At 38.2% G+C, this 17,109-nt stretch carries 19 protein-coding genes; 5 read left to right on the top strand and 14 right to left on the bottom strand.

Annotated features, from left to right (window positions below; all coding sequences use genetic code 11):
* Positions 1-32: 32 nt before the first annotated feature.
* The 9 genes from MHH33_RS17390 to MHH33_RS17350 all read right to left on the bottom strand — a co-directional run bounded on the left by MHH33_RS17390 (position 33) and on the right by MHH33_RS17350 (position 7,865).
* Positions 33-428 carry a cobalamin biosynthesis protein CobN gene (locus MHH33_RS17390; protein WP_342542507.1) on the bottom strand — a complete coding sequence of 132 codons (396 nt, stop codon included), beginning with the start codon at positions 426-428 and terminating at the stop codon, positions 33-35.
* 399 nt (positions 429-827) lie between these two features.
* Positions 828-1,067, bottom strand: coding sequence for a hypothetical protein (locus tag MHH33_RS17385; RefSeq protein WP_016428785.1), 240 nt, complete (start codon positions 1,065-1,067; stop codon positions 828-830).
* Positions 1,067-1,228, bottom strand: coding sequence for a YvrJ family protein (locus MHH33_RS17380; protein ID WP_016428784.1), 162 nt, complete (start codon positions 1,226-1,228; stop codon positions 1,067-1,069). Before MHH33_RS17380 ends, MHH33_RS17385 begins: the two co-directional genes overlap by 1 nt.
* Complete coding sequence (locus tag MHH33_RS17375; RefSeq protein WP_342542505.1) at positions 1,218-1,739, bottom strand: RNA polymerase subunit sigma-70; 522 nt, start codon at positions 1,737-1,739, stop codon at positions 1,218-1,220. Before MHH33_RS17375 ends, MHH33_RS17380 begins: the two co-directional genes overlap by 11 nt.
* Positions 1,740-2,279: 540 nt before the next feature.
* Positions 2,280-2,900, bottom strand: coding sequence for a hypothetical protein (locus tag MHH33_RS17370; RefSeq protein WP_342542504.1), 621 nt, complete (start codon positions 2,898-2,900; stop codon positions 2,280-2,282).
* A 1,040-nt stretch (positions 2,901-3,940) separates the two neighbouring features.
* Positions 3,941-4,402 (bottom strand): hypothetical protein, encoded by a 462-nt coding sequence (locus tag MHH33_RS17365; protein ID WP_342542503.1) that lies wholly within the window; start codon positions 4,400-4,402, stop codon positions 3,941-3,943.
* A 521-nt stretch (positions 4,403-4,923) separates the two neighbouring features.
* Positions 4,924-5,199, bottom strand: coding sequence for a hypothetical protein (locus tag MHH33_RS17360; protein WP_016428780.1), 276 nt, complete (start codon positions 5,197-5,199; stop codon positions 4,924-4,926).
* 439 nt (positions 5,200-5,638) lie between these two features.
* Entirely contained in the window at positions 5,639-6,976 is a 1,338-nt protein-coding gene (locus MHH33_RS17355) for a M28 family peptidase (RefSeq protein ID WP_342542502.1), read from the bottom strand.
* A gap of 67 nt (positions 6,977-7,043) precedes the next feature.
* Entirely contained in the window at positions 7,044-7,865 is an 822-nt protein-coding gene (locus MHH33_RS17350) for an AAC(3) family N-acetyltransferase (RefSeq protein WP_342542501.1), read from the bottom strand.
* A gap of 143 nt (positions 7,866-8,008) precedes the next feature.
* Here MHH33_RS17350 and MHH33_RS17345 point away from each other — a divergent pair, with 143 nt between their 5' ends.
* Positions 8,009-8,494 (top strand): DUF2306 domain-containing protein, encoded by a 486-nt coding sequence (locus MHH33_RS17345; RefSeq protein ID WP_342542500.1) that lies wholly within the window; start codon positions 8,009-8,011, stop codon positions 8,492-8,494.
* Positions 8,495-8,513: 19 nt separating this feature from the next.
* Here the strand turns inward: MHH33_RS17345 and MHH33_RS17340 are convergent, their stop codons facing one another.
* Together MHH33_RS17340 and MHH33_RS17335 are read right to left on the bottom strand one after the other, a co-directional pair.
* The gene (locus tag MHH33_RS17340; protein ID WP_342542499.1) at positions 8,514-9,518 is read right to left on the bottom strand and encodes an NADP-dependent oxidoreductase; all 1,005 of its coding nucleotides are present in this window, start codon (positions 9,516-9,518) and stop codon (positions 8,514-8,516) included.
* A gap of 106 nt (positions 9,519-9,624) precedes the next feature.
* Positions 9,625-10,116: a YusW family protein gene (locus tag MHH33_RS17335; RefSeq protein WP_342542498.1), complete on the bottom strand. Its 492-nt coding sequence runs from the start codon at positions 10,114-10,116 to the stop codon at positions 9,625-9,627.
* A 105-nt stretch (positions 10,117-10,221) separates the two neighbouring features.
* On the opposite strand from MHH33_RS17335, the gene MHH33_RS17330 reads away from it, so the two are divergent.
* The 4 genes from MHH33_RS17330 (at position 10,222) to MHH33_RS17315 (ending at position 14,231) form a co-directional block, all read left to right on the top strand.
* Complete coding sequence (locus tag MHH33_RS17330; protein WP_342542497.1) at positions 10,222-11,226, top strand: phosphotransferase; 1,005 nt, start codon at positions 10,222-10,224, stop codon at positions 11,224-11,226.
* 24 nt (positions 11,227-11,250) lie between these two features.
* Complete coding sequence (locus tag MHH33_RS17325) at positions 11,251-12,228, top strand: DUF4003 family protein (protein WP_342542496.1); 978 nt, start codon at positions 11,251-11,253, stop codon at positions 12,226-12,228.
* Between the two features lie 47 nt (positions 12,229-12,275).
* On the top strand, positions 12,276-13,703 hold the full coding sequence (locus tag MHH33_RS17320) for an aldehyde dehydrogenase family protein (protein WP_342542495.1): 1,428 nt from the start codon (positions 12,276-12,278) through the stop codon (positions 13,701-13,703).
* 330 nt (positions 13,704-14,033) lie between these two features.
* Positions 14,034-14,231 carry a hypothetical protein gene (locus MHH33_RS17315; protein WP_016428771.1) on the top strand — a complete coding sequence of 66 codons (198 nt, stop codon included), beginning with the start codon at positions 14,034-14,036 and terminating at the stop codon, positions 14,229-14,231.
* A gap of 214 nt (positions 14,232-14,445) precedes the next feature.
* On the opposite strand, the gene MHH33_RS17310 is transcribed toward MHH33_RS17315, so the two are convergent.
* From MHH33_RS17310 to trpB, 3 genes are all read right to left on the bottom strand, one after another.
* Positions 14,446-14,925 (bottom strand): hypothetical protein, encoded by a 480-nt coding sequence (locus tag MHH33_RS17310; protein WP_231391138.1) that lies wholly within the window; start codon positions 14,923-14,925, stop codon positions 14,446-14,448.
* A 194-nt stretch (positions 14,926-15,119) separates the two neighbouring features.
* Positions 15,120-15,908 (bottom strand): tryptophan synthase subunit alpha, encoded by a 789-nt coding sequence (gene trpA / locus MHH33_RS17305; protein ID WP_036659568.1) that lies wholly within the window; start codon positions 15,906-15,908, stop codon positions 15,120-15,122.
* A complete protein-coding gene (gene trpB / locus MHH33_RS17300; protein WP_342542493.1) occupies positions 15,901-17,109 on the bottom strand; it encodes a tryptophan synthase subunit beta in 1,209 nt (402 codons plus the stop codon). Before trpB ends, trpA begins: the two co-directional genes overlap by 8 nt.

The raw sequence follows: 17,109 nt of genomic DNA, 5'->3' as shown, positions 1-17,109 counted from the left end.
TAGGAAACAGCCAAATTCCAGACTGATTCCTATTATTTTTCTAAGTGAAGGGATTCAATAATTTTAGTAACTGGCAAATAATGAACTTTACATTGATAAGTTCCATCTGGCAAATGGTTGTATGTATCGCCTTTTATTTGATAGACTCTATCGTCTATTTCAATTGTAGTAGTTGCAATACTTCTCCCATTATCATTAAACTCAATAAAGCAATCGCCTTGTGCTATTTGTACTTTTCCAGCTTGCAATTTAAGAAAGTCAAATCCATATATACCTGAAACAATTCCTGTTAATAGTAACAGGAAGAATAAGGCTAGGACATTGCCGCCTGTTGCCTTTTTTCGCTTTACAAGACTGACCAAATAACTTAACGTGACAATAAATAAAATTAGAAAGATTATGAGAGTACTGTAAAAAGCTATTAACATCCTTTTCACCCTTTTGATGTATCGTTAAATATACATACGTTTTGGAATGGCGAGAGTTTCATAATTTTGTGAATTATTATGGGTACTAAAACAATGTGTACAACCGTTTTATTACCTCAATGTTATTGTGAATATTTGGATATTTGGTTTAAACACAGAATTAGTATTTATGCTTGAATTTTTTTTATCGATTGTAAAGAGCAATTTTGTGAAACATTTCACTTAAACTAACGGGTGCTTTAGTTGAAGATTCGATTTCTGAAATAATCAATCTTTTTTATAAAAATGAATAGCAATAAACAGGTGAAACCTCGTATTTTCAAAATACGAGGTTTGTTTTTTACCTAGAAATTGATTATGCTCGCTAAATTTTAATTAAAATTTTTTTCAATGGTTACACTAAGATAGTTCAAAGGACAATAATTCGTTTTCTGTTATGTTGAATGATTGTCCAAAAGTGGTAAAGAAACCTGGTACGTTTCTACTTATCTTATTGTTAATTACTTTTAGTATATATAACATTAATTCTTGTTCCAAATCTTCTCTATTTTCAAGAGATGTCTGAAAGAGTGACCTTTTAATTTTAGGCTGAATTAACTCTATTATTGCTCTTATTTCTTTTTCCTCAATAATATTCATTATGAATTCACTCCTTTGTTTCCAACAACTTTTGCTAAGTTTTGTATTGTGTTATCGAGAGATTCAATCTTTCTTTCAAAGCGATGCAATAAATAAATGGTCATGACAATCGGAAAACCAAAGTTGCCTACTAATTGGATCATACTCGCTTCATCTAACATCGTTCATTTCCCCCCTTAGTTTCTTCAATGCTACATTCTTCGTATTAGTAACAAACTGCTGTGAGACAGCTAAAGTTTTCGCTATCTCAACATCTTTTAACTCCATTACAAATACATAAAATAAAATTTCTCTTTGTTTATTGGTTAATTTTTTTATCGAAGAATGCAATTTAAAATCTGTTATATAATCCTCTAACTTGTTTGAATGAGTTTCTTCTCTGGGAGGTGGTACTTCAATTAAATCTAGTAACGTAGAATTATCTTCGTTTGGTCTATCTAAAATTGATTGATAACGTTGCTTATACAGTCGATTTTTTCTATCTAATTTTTGACTTTCAAAGTGCAAACTTTTTAGTATATAAGCAATCGAACGGATTCTAAAATAAAACTCCTTAAATCTTTCATCTAAAATTTTTTGGTTAATGCCTGTTGGATTCCTAAGATACTCTTGATATAGCTTTCGATTCCTATCATCTTGAAAAAACTCTGCAAGTAGTCGATTTTTATTCATTTCAAACTTCCACCTCCCATTTCTACGAATGTATGTTCGCTTTTTGGGTAAAAAATATAGAACATGAATAAAATCATGTCCTTTATTATTAAAGGGATATATAGTATAAATATAACAACCAGTTTATGCTAAAAAATCTTTTTCTTAGGTTAATTTTACATGATTTTCATAAAAAATCATATATATTTTGATAGTCAAAGCATTGGGGGAGAGGTTCATGCCAATAGAGTTTCACTATTTCTCATTGATTTTATTTGGTTTAATACTAGTTCGAATCTTTTTAAAAGAGAAAAAAGAAAGATTTAAGAAGATTAATGCTTATATAACAGTAGTCAACATTGGAATTCTTCTACTTTTTAATTTAATTACCTATTACTTGTCGGATCAATATCGATTATTTTTCATAAACCAATTTAATACCTATTTATTGATAGTTATATTCATTATTATTCACATTACTCTTATACTTGATATAATCAAAACAAATAAAAAGGACGAAGCTTAGTAGCTATCGTCCTTTTTTATTTTTTTATATAAATATTACCATTTTATATAGTTAATTTGACCGTTTTGAGTCCTTTGTACATTACCGTACTGATCAAGTGCTTCCCATTTAATTTGAATGGCACTTCCATTATCGTACATAGTTGTTCGTAGCCCCCAACCAACGCGTGGGTCTGGCCAATCTTCGTCTTCAGTGTCAAAAGCACCAATTTCTGCCATAGTAAAGGCAGCAGTAAAAAGTGTTACATATTTCGCTATAACTCCAGTTGCTGTAAGCCCTATTGCTGTTCCTACGAAAAGAGCAACAAGTTTACTAGTCTTAAATTGATCGACATCAGCTTGAGTAAAGGTTTTCTTTTGAGTATGTGTGCCAAGCAGTTTTACTGGTCTAATAAAATAATCGTAAATTGCACCTCTAACTGCATCAACTTTGACGTAGTATTCTCCGTAATATGGAACTTCTACATATACAGTGTGATTTTGACCAGGGCTTGAAGAAATAGTTTGTGTTTTTACAATTCCCGAATCCCCCGGACGTTGAACAATCAAACTCACTGAGGTCGCATTAGCAGGTGTTTTGAAACTAATCTTAAGTTGTCGTGTTGCACTTTGAAGAACTGACAAGTAAAAATCGTGATTTCCATTATGAATTGCCATTTTACCATCTCCTTTTTTTGTCTTACATTTACTAAAAGGAGGATTCAGAATAAAAATTACAACAAAAAATGAAAAATTAATTGAATATATCTATAAAGATGGAAAACTAAAAATTATCAAAAGAATGACTTGCTGACTATTTAATAATTCGCTATACTAATAGTAGTTATTTTATTTCGAAAACCTTTGTATTTTCCCATCGTTAAGATGAGCAGAAAAAAGCTAGGTGTGCGTCTGTGTTTTCCAAAACAATTCCCGTCTTTTGACGAGCAGAATTAACGGAAATGAAAAAATATTAATTAGTTTATAATCCAAACGTCTGTATACCTATGTCTTTATGACATCTGCGTACAGGCGTTTTTTTGTTTCCAAAAACTTGATAAGTCCGATATCTAAAAGCCCTTTAAACCTACGTTTAGAGAGCTTTTTTTTATATAGCAATACCAATCCAAAAAAATTAGAGGAGGTTGTCAAAATGACAACAAAAGAAATCACATTCACACAGGAACAAAAATCTTTAATCTGGAACACAAAAGTCGCTCCAGCGAATGGTACTGAGTACGAAGCGAACGCACGCTAGATGCAAACGATATTTCTGGGCTACATTAATTGGAACCTTTCTATTTATTTTGTTGTATTTTAGATTATCGGAGCATCCAGGCTTGTTTCTCAAACTCATCCTTCCAAATAGCTTATTAGTTGGTGGAATAAGTGGGATTCTATTTTTTACTCCTATTGAAATGATGCGAGCACTTAAGACTAAGGTGGATCAAGGGAATTAAATTGCCAACGAATATTCAGACCGTAGGATACATCATTATAATTTTGAATTGATTGCATCCAATAAACTGCATGAAATAAACTAATGGAATTTGAAGATTTGGAGAGGACCATGTGAGTGCGTGGATTGAAAGTATAAAAGTTGGTTCCACTTTAATATTGATAATTTTAAATAACCTTCTTCAACTAACGGGTGCTTTACTTCAAGAAGGAGTAATGTCTTTTTCTATTAACGGAGCAGGTTCACAGAATAGGTTAGGTTATTTAAGGCTTTCTACTTCAGCATGAGCCTTTTCCAAGTTCTCAGAGGCTATACCTAAGTGGTGATCCACTTTTGCTCCTACTTCATCACTGGGATCATCCAAAAGTTCCACCATAGCCCAGCCCCAATCAATATAGTTCTCAAGAGCCACTATTAGCATCTCATTCGCTTCTTGGTATTCCTTTGGAGGTGTTACCTCACTCATTACCTGCAAATTAATATTGGTTGTATGTGAAAAAGCCTTACATAATTCCTCCATATCGTCTAGTGAGGATGATGCTGATGCTGCAGATATTTTATTTAAATTCTCATGTATTAAATCATAGTTGTTTTCAAACTTACCCACATACTCCTGTTCTGTGATTGGGTCTGATTTTTCATTTTCACTGGACTTAACCTTTTCTGAACACCCTGTTATTAGCAAGCCACCAATCAACATTATCCCCATTGCTTTTCTCAATTCCCTATCCCCCTTTATTTTTTACTATTATGGTTTTCGGAATACTTCAATAATAATAAGTATTTCTTTTTTAGGTTACACATTCATCGTTACAAATATTGAATCAGGTTGTCCGCATTATTAATCAGTTTTTCTCTGCTATTAATCACTTTCAGTCCATGTTTTAAGGAGAGTTTCATGTTTGCGTACAGCAGAACAAAACCATTTAGGGAAAGAAGTAAAGTCGGGAGTTATCGAACGCAAAGAATCTGGTTAGTTCATTCGATATTTAAGAACAATCCGACAATGGCAAGCCAAACCATCTTAAAATCGAAGCATATAATAGAGATGGGACTATTCATTGGAAAGATGGTATTTGTGATGAAGGCTTATTTTCGAGGAAGAACAAATAAGTAAAACTAACGGGGTTAGTGAAATAATACTACTTTGAATGGATTATGTCGCGAAAATGTGTATTCACTTTAAGCCTATTACAAAAGAAAAAGCCTTGGGTTTTTAATTACCAAAAGGCTTTTTGGATTTTAGTAAAGGGTAGGAGTAGGATAACAGGCAACAGCATCTATAAATCTTGGGTCAATTCCGTAGAATTGCCAGAAGGAACCGTTCCATCTATATCCAGATACTTCACCATATTCCACGCGAGTTGGGTAAAACCAGAATTGGTCCCCATTTATAAGCCATACATAAGTGTTTTGATATACACAGTCAATTATATAGGATACAGAAGGTTTTGTTGGTATGAGAGGTGGGGGAGGGGAAGTTGGTGCCATTGTTCCCTCGGGCTGGAAAAATCCCATGTTATTTCACTCCTTTAATTTAGGGTCTAAATATTATATGTTGAAAAGAAGTAAAAGGATTATTTAACTGGACTATCAAAAACTAAACATTGTGAAGTAATGTACTTAAACTCCCATGAAAATTAAAATCAAAAAAAAGCAAATTAAAGTAGACCCAGAAAACACTTTTTAAAAAAAGGCTGAGCCTTGTAAGATTTATTATTAATCTAATCTGTCAGATAATCAAAAATCCTTCCTAGAGTGAAAAGCCTAGGAGGATTGGCTAGTGCAACGACCTGAGTAGGATTAATCTTCCACGAGTGCTATCCATAGTTCATCGTCCTCTCTCACCCAGCCGTAGTAATCCTTTTGGAGGCTCTGTGAAAGTATAGTAGACGTTACGTAAAAACCCCACGTAACGAGATCATCCGATCCAGTGACGTGGGGTTAAAGGTTTACACTATTTGACTTGGCGATCGATTTTGATTTGATTCCATACAGCTATACTGACGATTTCCGAAACATCTTGCAGTTTTTCTTTGCTGATTTTATCTATTGTATCTTGTGGCTTGTGGTACCAAGGCTCAGCGGGATTGTGGATGAATAGGGCAGCGGGAATGCCTGCATTTGAAAAGGGTACATGGTCACTGCTGTCACCTTGATTGTAAGGTGTGGGTTCACCGTTTAGCTGTGTGCTGGCATCCTGGGCGAGTTCAGTCACAAGGTTAGGCTTATTATCGACCGTTTGCAAGATTAATTCCCCGGCATCTTTGCTTCCGACCATGTCCAAATTGAAATTTGCCACGATTCGGCTGATTTCATTTTTCGGTAACTGTTCGACATAATGATTGGATCCAAGTAATCCAAGCTCTTCAGCACCGAACGTGATAAAACGAATTTCTGTGTCGGTTGGAATGGTTTTCAAGACACGTGCAAGTTCAAGCGTCATGGCAGTTCCTGATGCATCGTCATTAGCACCCGGCGCACCTGCAACTGAATCGTGATGAGCACCGATGACCAATATATCATGAGATGCTTTGTTGGAAACGTTGGGCTTTTTAGTTGCAATGACATTGTGCGATGTATTTTGAGCGGATTTAGCACCTTCAATGTTCAATGAGACAACAGCACGCGGGTTTTTGTTGAGATGAATCAATATCGCTTCTCCTTCTGTCTGGGTCAACAGCACAGACGGAACATAAGCCTTATTTGGTTCACCTAAACTTCCCATGATGGTTCCTGGTGCATTGTTGTAAAATATGACCCCGGCAGCACCTTTCGCAGCCACATTCAACATTTTCTCCTTGAAGCTGATGACGCCACGTTGCAGGAGTACGATTTTTCCGGTAAGGTCCAATTGTGCGATGTCGTTTTTCTGACCAAGTCCCGCGAAGATAACTTCCGCGGTAGCTTTTCCACTAACCGAATATTCTAAAGCCTGCGGATTCAGTTTTTTCGAAAATCGCTCGACATCCAACCCGATGGAATTAGGGACTGTATAGTCATTGAAAGTGAATGCTTGAACTTCGGTTTTATACCCGTAAGATTCGAATTGCTTTTTGATATAAGCAACTGCAGCATCTTCTTGCTGGGTCCCAGCTACCCTAGGTGTTTTGGATAAAAATTTAATATTGTTATACATGTTATCTGCATCAAGAGACTGAAGTATTTTTGTTTCAAGATTGGTTTCTTTTTCATTCTGGGTAGACGTGTAATGAGTTGCGAAAGTGGCGATAGGAGCTATGACACTTAGGCAAAGAATAGCTGCAATCGCAAATTTTAAAAATTTATTTTTCATTTTGTTCCTCCATCATGTTAGTTCCATTAGGATGAACAAAAATGAGAATTTTACTAATAAAATTTTTTTAATCTTCCTCTACAGGATTTGCTTTTAACCACTCCACACCAAAATCAACTAGCTGTTTCATTTGAATGATGCGGCAGTCGGCTTGACCTAATTTTCCAACATGATAGGCATCGGGATGTTCTTTTTCAAATGCTTCTCCAAGGTCAGGGAAACGATCCGAGTCTACATCAAGTGTTTGGTACTCAATCCACTGACGCTCACCGTCCACCAGCATCGCTGCACCCTGATTCATGTAAGTCTTCTTTTCAATTAAATTCTCCGATAGGTGCAAAGCTGTACACGAATCATATCCGACTCCAATTAACAGGATTTTAACATTTTCATTTAAAAATGAACCGAGTGGGGAAGTCATTCCAAATGAATCCTCAAGTGGATGTTCCATCATCCATTTTTCAGCATCCTTGCCCCAGGCCATAAAGCTGTGAACAGGGTGATAGCTGCGAATGGTTTTAGGATGGCGATGAAAGCATTCCGCTATTTTGCCCATTCCACGTAGTGGGGTCAAATGTGGATCGTAAGCTGGAGTATGTTCTCGGATAGGCGCATGCCATTCTTTTGGAACTGGCGGTAGCATCCAATAGGAAGGCTCTGAGTTCTCGGCAGATTGGGCTGGCATGATAATGGTCCCTTTTTCCGTGATGGTTTCCATCAATGCGTCGATAACAGCTTTTGCTCCACCGGCAATCCACCCCATCGATTTGATAGATGAATGAACCATGATAGCATCTCCTGCTTTGATGCCAAGTGTTTGCAACTGTTGTTTCAACGTTTCAACTGATTGGAAAGATGTAGTTTCTTGTACAAGATCAAATTCACTCATGTGGGTGACCTCCGAAATCTTTAATAACTTAATCATATAAGAGTAGAGATAAGATTAACAATCGGAATATTTTTTCGAATGAATGAAATGGAATTTTATGTATGTTACTATAATTAGAAATAAAATGTAAATAATTGGAGGTGTTGAATTTGTTCAACCTGTTTTTAATGATTCATATTGCAGCTGGATGCATTTGTTTGATTACTGGTTTGCTGGCTGGTATTTCTAAAAAGAGAAAAGGCAGACATACAATCAGTGGAGAGATTTATCATGGATTTTTCGTGTTTGTATTTATCACTACTGTCGTGATGTCTATTATGCACTGGAAAGAAAGTGCCTATCTCTTTTATATCGGTATATTTTCATACGGTCTTGCATTGCTTGGCTATATATCTGCAAAAATCAGATGGAAAAACTGGCTGCGTATCCATATCGGAGGGATGTTGGGATCTTACATAGGGATATTCACAGCCACACTTGTTGTAAACATTCCTCGAATACCACTTCTTAACGAATTGCCTGTGCTTATCTTCTGGTACTTGCCAACCATCATCGGAACACCAATTATATTTAAAATCGGTAAGAAATATCGTCCCGTAAAAAGAGAAAGAAAAACCATTCTGGAATAAACCAGAACGGCTAAAATTGTTATTCGATTTCCGATACTTTCACAATCGCTTTCCCAAGGTTTGCTCCTTTGAAAAGATCGAGAAATGCGTCAATCGTATGATCGAAACCTTCCGTAATCGTTTCCTCGTATTTCAGTTTGCCTTCTTTGAGCCAAGTTGCCAATTCTTTTGCGCCTTCTCCAAAACGAGAAGAGTAATTGCCAACAGTGAAGCCTTGCATCAATGAGCTCGTCTTGATTAAGTATCCTTGAACACGAGGTCCAATGTCAGCTTGTTTATTATTATAAGAAGAAATTGCGCCACATACAGGAATACGCGCAAAATTATTCAAAAGAGGGAAGATAGCATCTGAAATTTCCCCACCCACGTTTTCGAAGTAAACATCAATTCCATTTGGACAAGCTTCGCGTAACGCTTGAGCAACATCCTGAGTTTTATAATTTATTGCAGCATCAAAACCCAGTTCCTCGACCAAAAACTTCACTTTCTCATCAGAACCAGCAATTCCAACGACACGCATGCCTTTAATTTTCGCAATTTGTCCCACGATGGACCCTACAGCACCTGCAGCTCCTGACACAACCACCGTTTCTCCTTCTTTAGGTTTCCCGATATCCAATAAGCCAAAGTAAGCTGTCAAACCAGTCATGCCCAGCACACTCAAATAAGCAGAGGCAGGCGCAATACGGTGATCAATTTTACGAACCGCACTTTCTTTTACCACACTATATTCTTGCCATGGCAATGATCCGAGAACGACATCGCCTTTTTCGAAAAGTGAGGACGTCGATTGAACGACTTGTCCTATGATTCCGCTTGATATCATTTCATTCAACTCAAACGGTGGAATATAGGATTTCGCATCATTCATCCGACCACGTAAATATGGATCCACTGAAATGTAAACAGTTTTTACTACTACTTCACCTTCAGACGCACTGTCAATTGGTGCAGTGAGAATTTCGAAATTCTCTTTAGTTGGTGTCCCCGTTGGTCGATTGATTAATTTTATTTGTTTTTGCATTATCTTACCTCCATTTTATATTTTCTTGTATGTAGTAATGTACCTTACATTGGAGGTTTCTACATGAAAAGAGCCCTCAACGAAGGTCAAGGACTCAAATTAAATTTTATTTTGTTACTACAATTTCTTTTTTCTCATCATTTTGCCACGTGATACTTGCTTCAAGTAATGTGTAATTATCTTCAATGCCAAAAGCGCTAACAATTTGGTCAATAATTACTTCTTCAGACATGTTTTCTTTTAATCGCATTTTTACCAATAAAGGCTTCAATTTTGCCATGGCTTCCTTACCAGTGACCTCACTACTACCATCTGCTACATTTTTGTATTCCGCGTCGGTAGAGTCTTTTTTTTCCTCATAATTTACATCAAGCGCTTCTGGTTGGTCAGGATAATCTACTTCCAGTTCAAACTTCCTAAATTCAAATGATTCACCGGTATCTGCTGGATTATCACCTGGAGCATTATCCTCGATATCATTTTCCGTATTGTTATTGGTCACATCTTTTGTAATCTCGTCCTTATCTCCACAAGCCCCAAGGAAGAGGGCAGAAGAGAGCAATAAACTTGCCACGGTGAATGTCTTTTTCGATTTCATGTATATCATCCTTTCGCTATAATTCTTTGTAGTTGGTATATCCCAAAATTCTCTAAATATCCGTTTTTTCTATGCAAATTTAAATAAGAAATGGAAGTAAACAGTATGGATAGTCATAAAATTTTATTAAGCTTATCGAAGTTAACCAATCAGGACATTACAAATGTAAAACGATTATCGGGTGGTTTCCAAAATGTTGTGTTTCACTTTCAGATGAATAATCGACCTTATATTGCCCGTTTGACACCATTTCTTAAAAGGTCAAAAGCATTGATAGAGGCTGAACTAGGATATATCGATTTACTAAAAAGAAATCAAATATATACCCCAGACGTAATCACGATTAATGGCAAATGCATATCAACATTAATAATCGACAATGAAAGCTATTGGCTGACGGTATTTCAATATGTAGAAGATAAAGAAATAGATGTGTCGGATCTCTCTCAGTGGAACAATGCATTCTTTTACGAGTGGGGAAAAACAATTGCAAAATTGCATGGCATCAGTGAAAACATGGAAGAGAAAATCAATCGCCCTGTTTGGATGGATGATGAAGAAATAAATCCAATGCCATCCATGTTGGAAGAGAGTGAACCTTGGCTAAAGGAAATTTACGATGACTACAAGTCAAGATTGGCTACTTTTCCAAAAACCAAAGAACGCTTCGGATTGATTCACAATGATTTGCATCAAGGGAATTTTTTCGTGAAAGCTCAACAACTCATTATTTTTGATTTCGATGATTGTGCTTACAATTGGTTCGTCCAAGATTTATCGACTTCTATTTATCATGCCCTGTGGACGGGAAGCTCGTATCATCCAGAATGGATCACGTTCCAACAAGAATTTTTGAAGCATTTTCTGAAAGGATATACAAGTAGTCGGTCACTCACAGAAGCCGATTTAACCCAACTCACACTGTTCCTACAAATAAGGGAAGTATTTTTGTATTTGTTATTTCAGAAATCCTGGGACCATGATCACTTGGAGCAATGGCAATCAGACAAGTTAATCGAACTTGAAGAGAACTTGCGTCAAAAGAAAATTCCATATGAACAAGAATTGAGAATGTGGATGAATGAAACTTTTAATCATCATTCTTCGTAAATGTTGGTAAAGGGAGTGGATGATATGACGATGGATAAAGTGAAACAAGATTTGCAAACAACATTTGAACAAGTAAAGAACGCAGTTGGATGGACTACCGATAAACGAATTACGTTATCGATAGCAAATTACTTTGTCACGACAGGTAAAACGTTTGACGGCAAACGCTTCTTGGCAACCTCGGACGCAATCAAACAAAAAACGGGTTGGACATCTCCACTCCGCTCACACATTCACTACATGATGGTTGCATTTTTGGCGAAGGAAGATGAAGATCCTGCCATTTCAATTGATAACTTATTGACGAAGCAAGTTAAATTAAAATCAGCAGGGTTCAAAAACAATGTATACAGTTATTTAGCAGCACTTTTGATGAGCGATGATGCAACTCTACAAGGACTACATGCGGAACAAGCAAAACACTTATATGATGCGATGAAATCACATCACCCATTCCTGACGCAGCCTGATGATGTGCCGTATGCAGTCATGCTTGGGAAATTACCGGGAGATACGAAAGAAAGAGCAGCCACTATGAATCGCTATTATACGGAACTTAGACCACAAGGTTTTTATATGGGGAATGAACTTCAATGGATGTCGCAAGTTCTTACATACAAGAGTTCGAGCTATCAAGCTAATCTGGTTGGGCAAGCTGTGCATATACGAGATCAGCTGAAAAGTGCCGGAATCAAAGTGAAATCCATGCACTATGTCATGATCGGATTTTTGGCTGCCTTGGAAATTAAAGATGTAGAATTGCAACATGTCATTGATACGTACCGTCAACTGGAAACAATGAAGCTTTTCAATTGGTACAAAGATATGATTTTACCTATCGCAGTCCAACTCGAAACGAAACACATTATCGATAATGAAGGAACAACCTCAGTCAGTTTTGCCACTACCATTGAACTAATGTTGCAAGCGCAACAAGCCGCCATGATTGCTACGATGGCAGCAACGAATGCGGCAGTCGCGTCAAGTGTTGGAGGAGAATGATAGAATAATGACGAATGTATATATATCAACCTCAGGAGGTGTTTCTTTTGAAAGAAACCGGACTTTGGATTAATGGAGATTGGCGCGAAGCAAGTGAAACATATGATTTGAAAGCTCCCTATGATGGAAAATTACTTGCAAAAGTGGCAAAGGGATCACCGGATGATGTGAAAGTAGCAATTGCTGGTGCCGAACAGGCTTTTCATTCCTTCAAAAAATGGACGGCATATGATCGGGCAGAAATTTTATATAAAGTGGTCAACATTATGCGAGAGCGTAAAGAAGAACTCGCAATGACATTGGCACAAGAAGCGGGAAAACCGTTGAAAACGGCACGTGGTGAAGTAGATCGCACGATTGCGACCTATCAATTTGCTGCAGAAGAAGCGAAGCAGTACCGTGGGGAAACCATTCCGATGGATGCTGCCCCTGGAGGTGCGAACCGAATCGGATGGACAAAAAAAGAGGCTATCGGCGTTGTTGCGGCAATCACGCCCTTTAATTTCCCATTCAATTTAGTGGCGCATAAACTGGGACCTGCTTTTGCAGTTGGAAATACGGTAGTCTTAAAGCCGGCAACACAAACACCATTGAGTGCATTGGTTATGGCTGATATTTTCAAGGAAGCTGGTTTGCCGGATGGTGCCCTTCAAATTATAACAGGGAGCGGGAGTGATTTAAGTGACTCACTCATTACACATCCAGCGGTCAAAAAAGTGACATTTACCGGAAGTGTTCCTGTCGGATTGAAAATTAAAGAAAAAGTAGGTCTACGCAAAATTACGCTTGAGCTGGGTTCAAACGCAGCCTTGATTGTGGAGCCAAGTGTGCCAATCGAAAAAATTGTTAAACGTTGTGCGGAAGGGGCATTCAGCTTTTCAGGACAAGTATGTATTTCTTTACAACGCATTTACGTAAACCGCGAAGTGTACGATGAATTCGTGCAAGGATTCGTGGAAGAAACGAAAAAATTAATAGTGGGTGATCCACTGGATGAACAAACCGATATAGGTTCCATGATCCATCCGGACGAAGTAAAACGCATCGTCGGCTGGATTGAAGAAGCCAAATCGCAAGGAGCAACTGTTGCCACAGGTGGCGAATTTACAGAGCGTCAGTTGCATCCAACTATTTTGACAGGTGCTAAAGAAGACATGAAAGTTGTATGTGAGGAAGTCTTTGCACCCATTGTTTCCGTCATTCCTTACGATACACTGGATGAAGCAATTGAGTGGGTGAATGCTTCACAATTTGGATTGAATGCAGCGATTTACACCAATGTCTTAACGGATGCTATGAAGGCCGCAGATGAAATTGAAGCGGGAGCCGTCATCATAAACGACATTCCTACTTTCCGTACAGACAACATGCCGTATGGTGGCATCAAGATGAGTGGATATGGGCGTGAAGGCATTAAGTTTGCCGTCGATGAAATGACCGAACTGAAATTTATTACGATGAAAACCGTATTTTAGAAGTGACGAAGCAACCCAATTGTAAAGCTCAATTGGGTTGCTTTTTTTCTGACCATTCGCTGTGGGTTTTCGTCCATTCAATTTGGTTTTATGACAACTCAATCAAGGTTTTTGTCCATTCAAAATGGTTTTTCGTCCACTCAATCTCAGTTTCTGACCATTCGCTGTGGAATGGACACGATTCTTCTTCAGAAAGACACATCACCATTCCTGTTTTATTAAAGGAGAAGGAGTAACGGGAATAAAAGAGAATTAGTTAAATTAAACTTGAATGATTGAATGTAGTTTTATCGGTGTGAGTATTACTAATTAGAGCGAGGTGAAAGAAAGATGAATAGTTTAATCGCAACACTGTTTTTATTGTTCGGGTGCCTTATATTGACGTTGACTTATTTTAATACTTTTATGGAACCAATTGGTATTCGATGGTTGGCAGTAGGATTAATTGCAACAGGTATTTCAATATTTGCAAACGAGCTCATGAAAATAAATGCTGAACAAGATGCACAAAGGATAGCTGGAAAATAGACAAAGGTGCCAGTGATAACATTTATTCGTTTAATAATAGTTGATATTTTTATTTCCAGAAGCCCGTGCAACCAATCGAAATAACCAAATCCAATAAACAGGAATCGGGCAATAAAATCACATCATGAGAAAGATTTTTCTATGTTAAAACAACGTTATAACTTTGCTGTACTGATCGTCAAAATGTAATTTTCAATTACGTAAAAGTGAATTTTTATTTCACTTCAGCCACAAAGGTGTAGGAAACTTCACCGTTTTTCCATTTTGCTAACACTTCATATATATATTGACCTTTACTTGCAGGAACCGTTATTTGATTATCTTTCAATGTAATTTCTTTTTCTCTTCCATCCTTATTCCATAAGTAAACATATAGTTCGGGATTTTCTTCAACATCAATCGTCACTTTTTGATTCTGTTCTAAAGCAATGGCTTTGAAATCTTCAGCGATTTGGTATGGGGAAGCGGAGTCAGTTTGGACAACCTGAGTTTCAGAACCTTGTTTTCTTTCCCATTTATAACCTCCAACTACCATTTCATGTTGTGCATTATTAACTCTAACGACTCCAGAAATAGATGGAGGAAATTCATTTTCATTGACCTTAACTTCTTTTCCTGCGGTAACCGTATCGTTCGAACATCCAGTAATCCAAAGCGAAGTAAATAATAAAATGGCAATTAACAAAGGTTTCATTTTCAAATTTCTTCCTCCTTTATATAACTTTGACGAGTAAGGAAACATAAGTGTTTCACTTTCCTAAGGAAGATGAAAAAATTTAAACTGTAACGCACGAGTTTTATTCGGCCTCAACTAGTATTTATTCCGTTTCCCCCAACTCTCTCCTGAAAAAAGACCACATACGAATGCGCATGAGGTCCAAACTAGTTTTATACGATTTCCACTGATTTCGATGCAGCAATCAACTCTCTGATACTATCAAGATTTCCTTCATGCAATGCATCAACTATACGGCTTCCCACAATGACGCCGTCTGCCAGTTTACCCATTTCCCGAACCTGCTCAGGCGTGGAAATCCCGAAGCCTGCCATGACTGGAACTGGGCTCACTTCTTTAAGCTTCGCCAAATGGTCTCCGACGTTCATAGCAAACTCTGCGCGCGCACCCGTAATGCCCGTCACCGTAACGGCGTACAGAAATCCTTCTGAAGCTTTTGCAATTCGTTCAATACGCTCGGGAGGGCTTGTTAAACTGACCAATTGAATGAGAGCCAAATCGTGTTTTGAGAACTCATCCTTCACCATCCCACTTTCTTCAAGTGGCAAATCTGGAACAATCAATCCACTCACGCCGACATTTGCACAATCCTTAGCGAATGCCTCTATGCCATAACGGAACACCGGATTCAAATAGGTCATCAAGACAATCGGAATCGTAACTTCACTATGAACTCGTTCGATTTCTTCCAATACACCACGCAAGGTCACACCTTCAGCCAACGCACGTTTCCCAGCCTCTTGAATGGTCGGGCCATCTGCAACGGGATCTGAAAAAGGAATTCCTAGTTCTACCGCAGTAGCACCAGCATCTTGAAGAAACAGTAATTGTTCACGGAGTTTTGATAACCCTCCGTCACCGGCCATGACATAAGGAATAAATGCTTTTCCACCTGTTTCGACTTGTTGTTCTATGGCAGTTTGCAACTTCAGTTTAGTCATTCGTTCCACCTCCAAGTGCATCACGCACTGTGACAACATCTTTATCTCCACGACCAGATAAACAAATCACGACAATTTCATCTTTATCCAAATCAGCAGCCAGTTCAGCGGCAAAATGAATCGCATGAGCTGATTCGAGAGCGGGGAGGATGCCCTCCGTACGAGCTAACAGTTGAACACCCGCCAAAGCCTGTTCGTCTGTTACTGATGTGTATTCAACACGGCCATTTTCATGTAAGTAGCTATGCTCGGGTCCTATTCCTGGATAATCGAGTCCTGCTGAAATAGAGTGTGCTTCTTGAATCTGACCTGCATCATCCTGCAGTAAATACATTAGTGCTCCGTGCAAAACTCCTACAGAACCTTTCGTCAATGTGGCGGCGTGCTTATCGGTATCCAGTCCTGCACCAGCAGCTTCGACGCCGAATAATTTCACGTCTTTGTCTTCTATGAAGGGATAAAACATTCCCATGGCATTACTGCCTCCACCAATACAAGCAACAATCGCATCTGGCAGACGGCCTTCTTTTTCAACGATTTGCTTACGCGTTTCATCCCCAATGACACGCTGGAAATCACGCACAATTTTAGGGAAGGGGTGTGGTCCTAAAACCGAACCCATAATGTAATGAGTATCCTCGACATTTGTCACCCAATAACGCAGCGCTTCATTAACCGCATCCTTCAACGTTCGACTGCCTTGGGTTACGGAAATAACTTTCGCACCAAGCAGCTCCATGCGGAATACATTCAGTTGCTGACGACGGACGTCTTCTTCTCCCATGAAAATCACACACTCTAAATCCAGCAGTGCACAAACCGTTGCGGTTGCCACACCATGCTGGCCAGCGCCTGTTTCAGCAACGACTTTTGGTTTACCCATACGGACCGCAAGAAGTGCCTGTCCGATTGTGTTGTTGATTTTGTGAGCGCCTGTATGATTGAGATCTTCACGTTTCAAGTAGATCTTGGCGCCGCCCATTTTTTTCGTCAAACGTTCAGCAAAGTAAAGGGGATTTTCCCGTCCCACATAATCTTTCAAGTAGTAGCGGAATTCCTCAAGAAATGCTTCGTCCTTGATAGCTAAGTCGTAAGCTTCCTCAAGTTCAATCACGGCTTGCATTAATGTCTCGGGGACGAATCGACCGCCGAATCTGCCATAATGACCGGTAGTGTTTGGTTGGTTGTAGGTAGTTTGCAT

Source organism: Paenisporosarcina sp. FSL H8-0542 (genome assembly GCF_038632915.1).
In the GTDB taxonomy this organism is placed as follows: Bacteria; Bacillota; Bacilli; order Bacillales_A; family Planococcaceae; genus Paenisporosarcina.
This window is presented reverse-complemented; position numbering and strand designations above follow the sequence as displayed.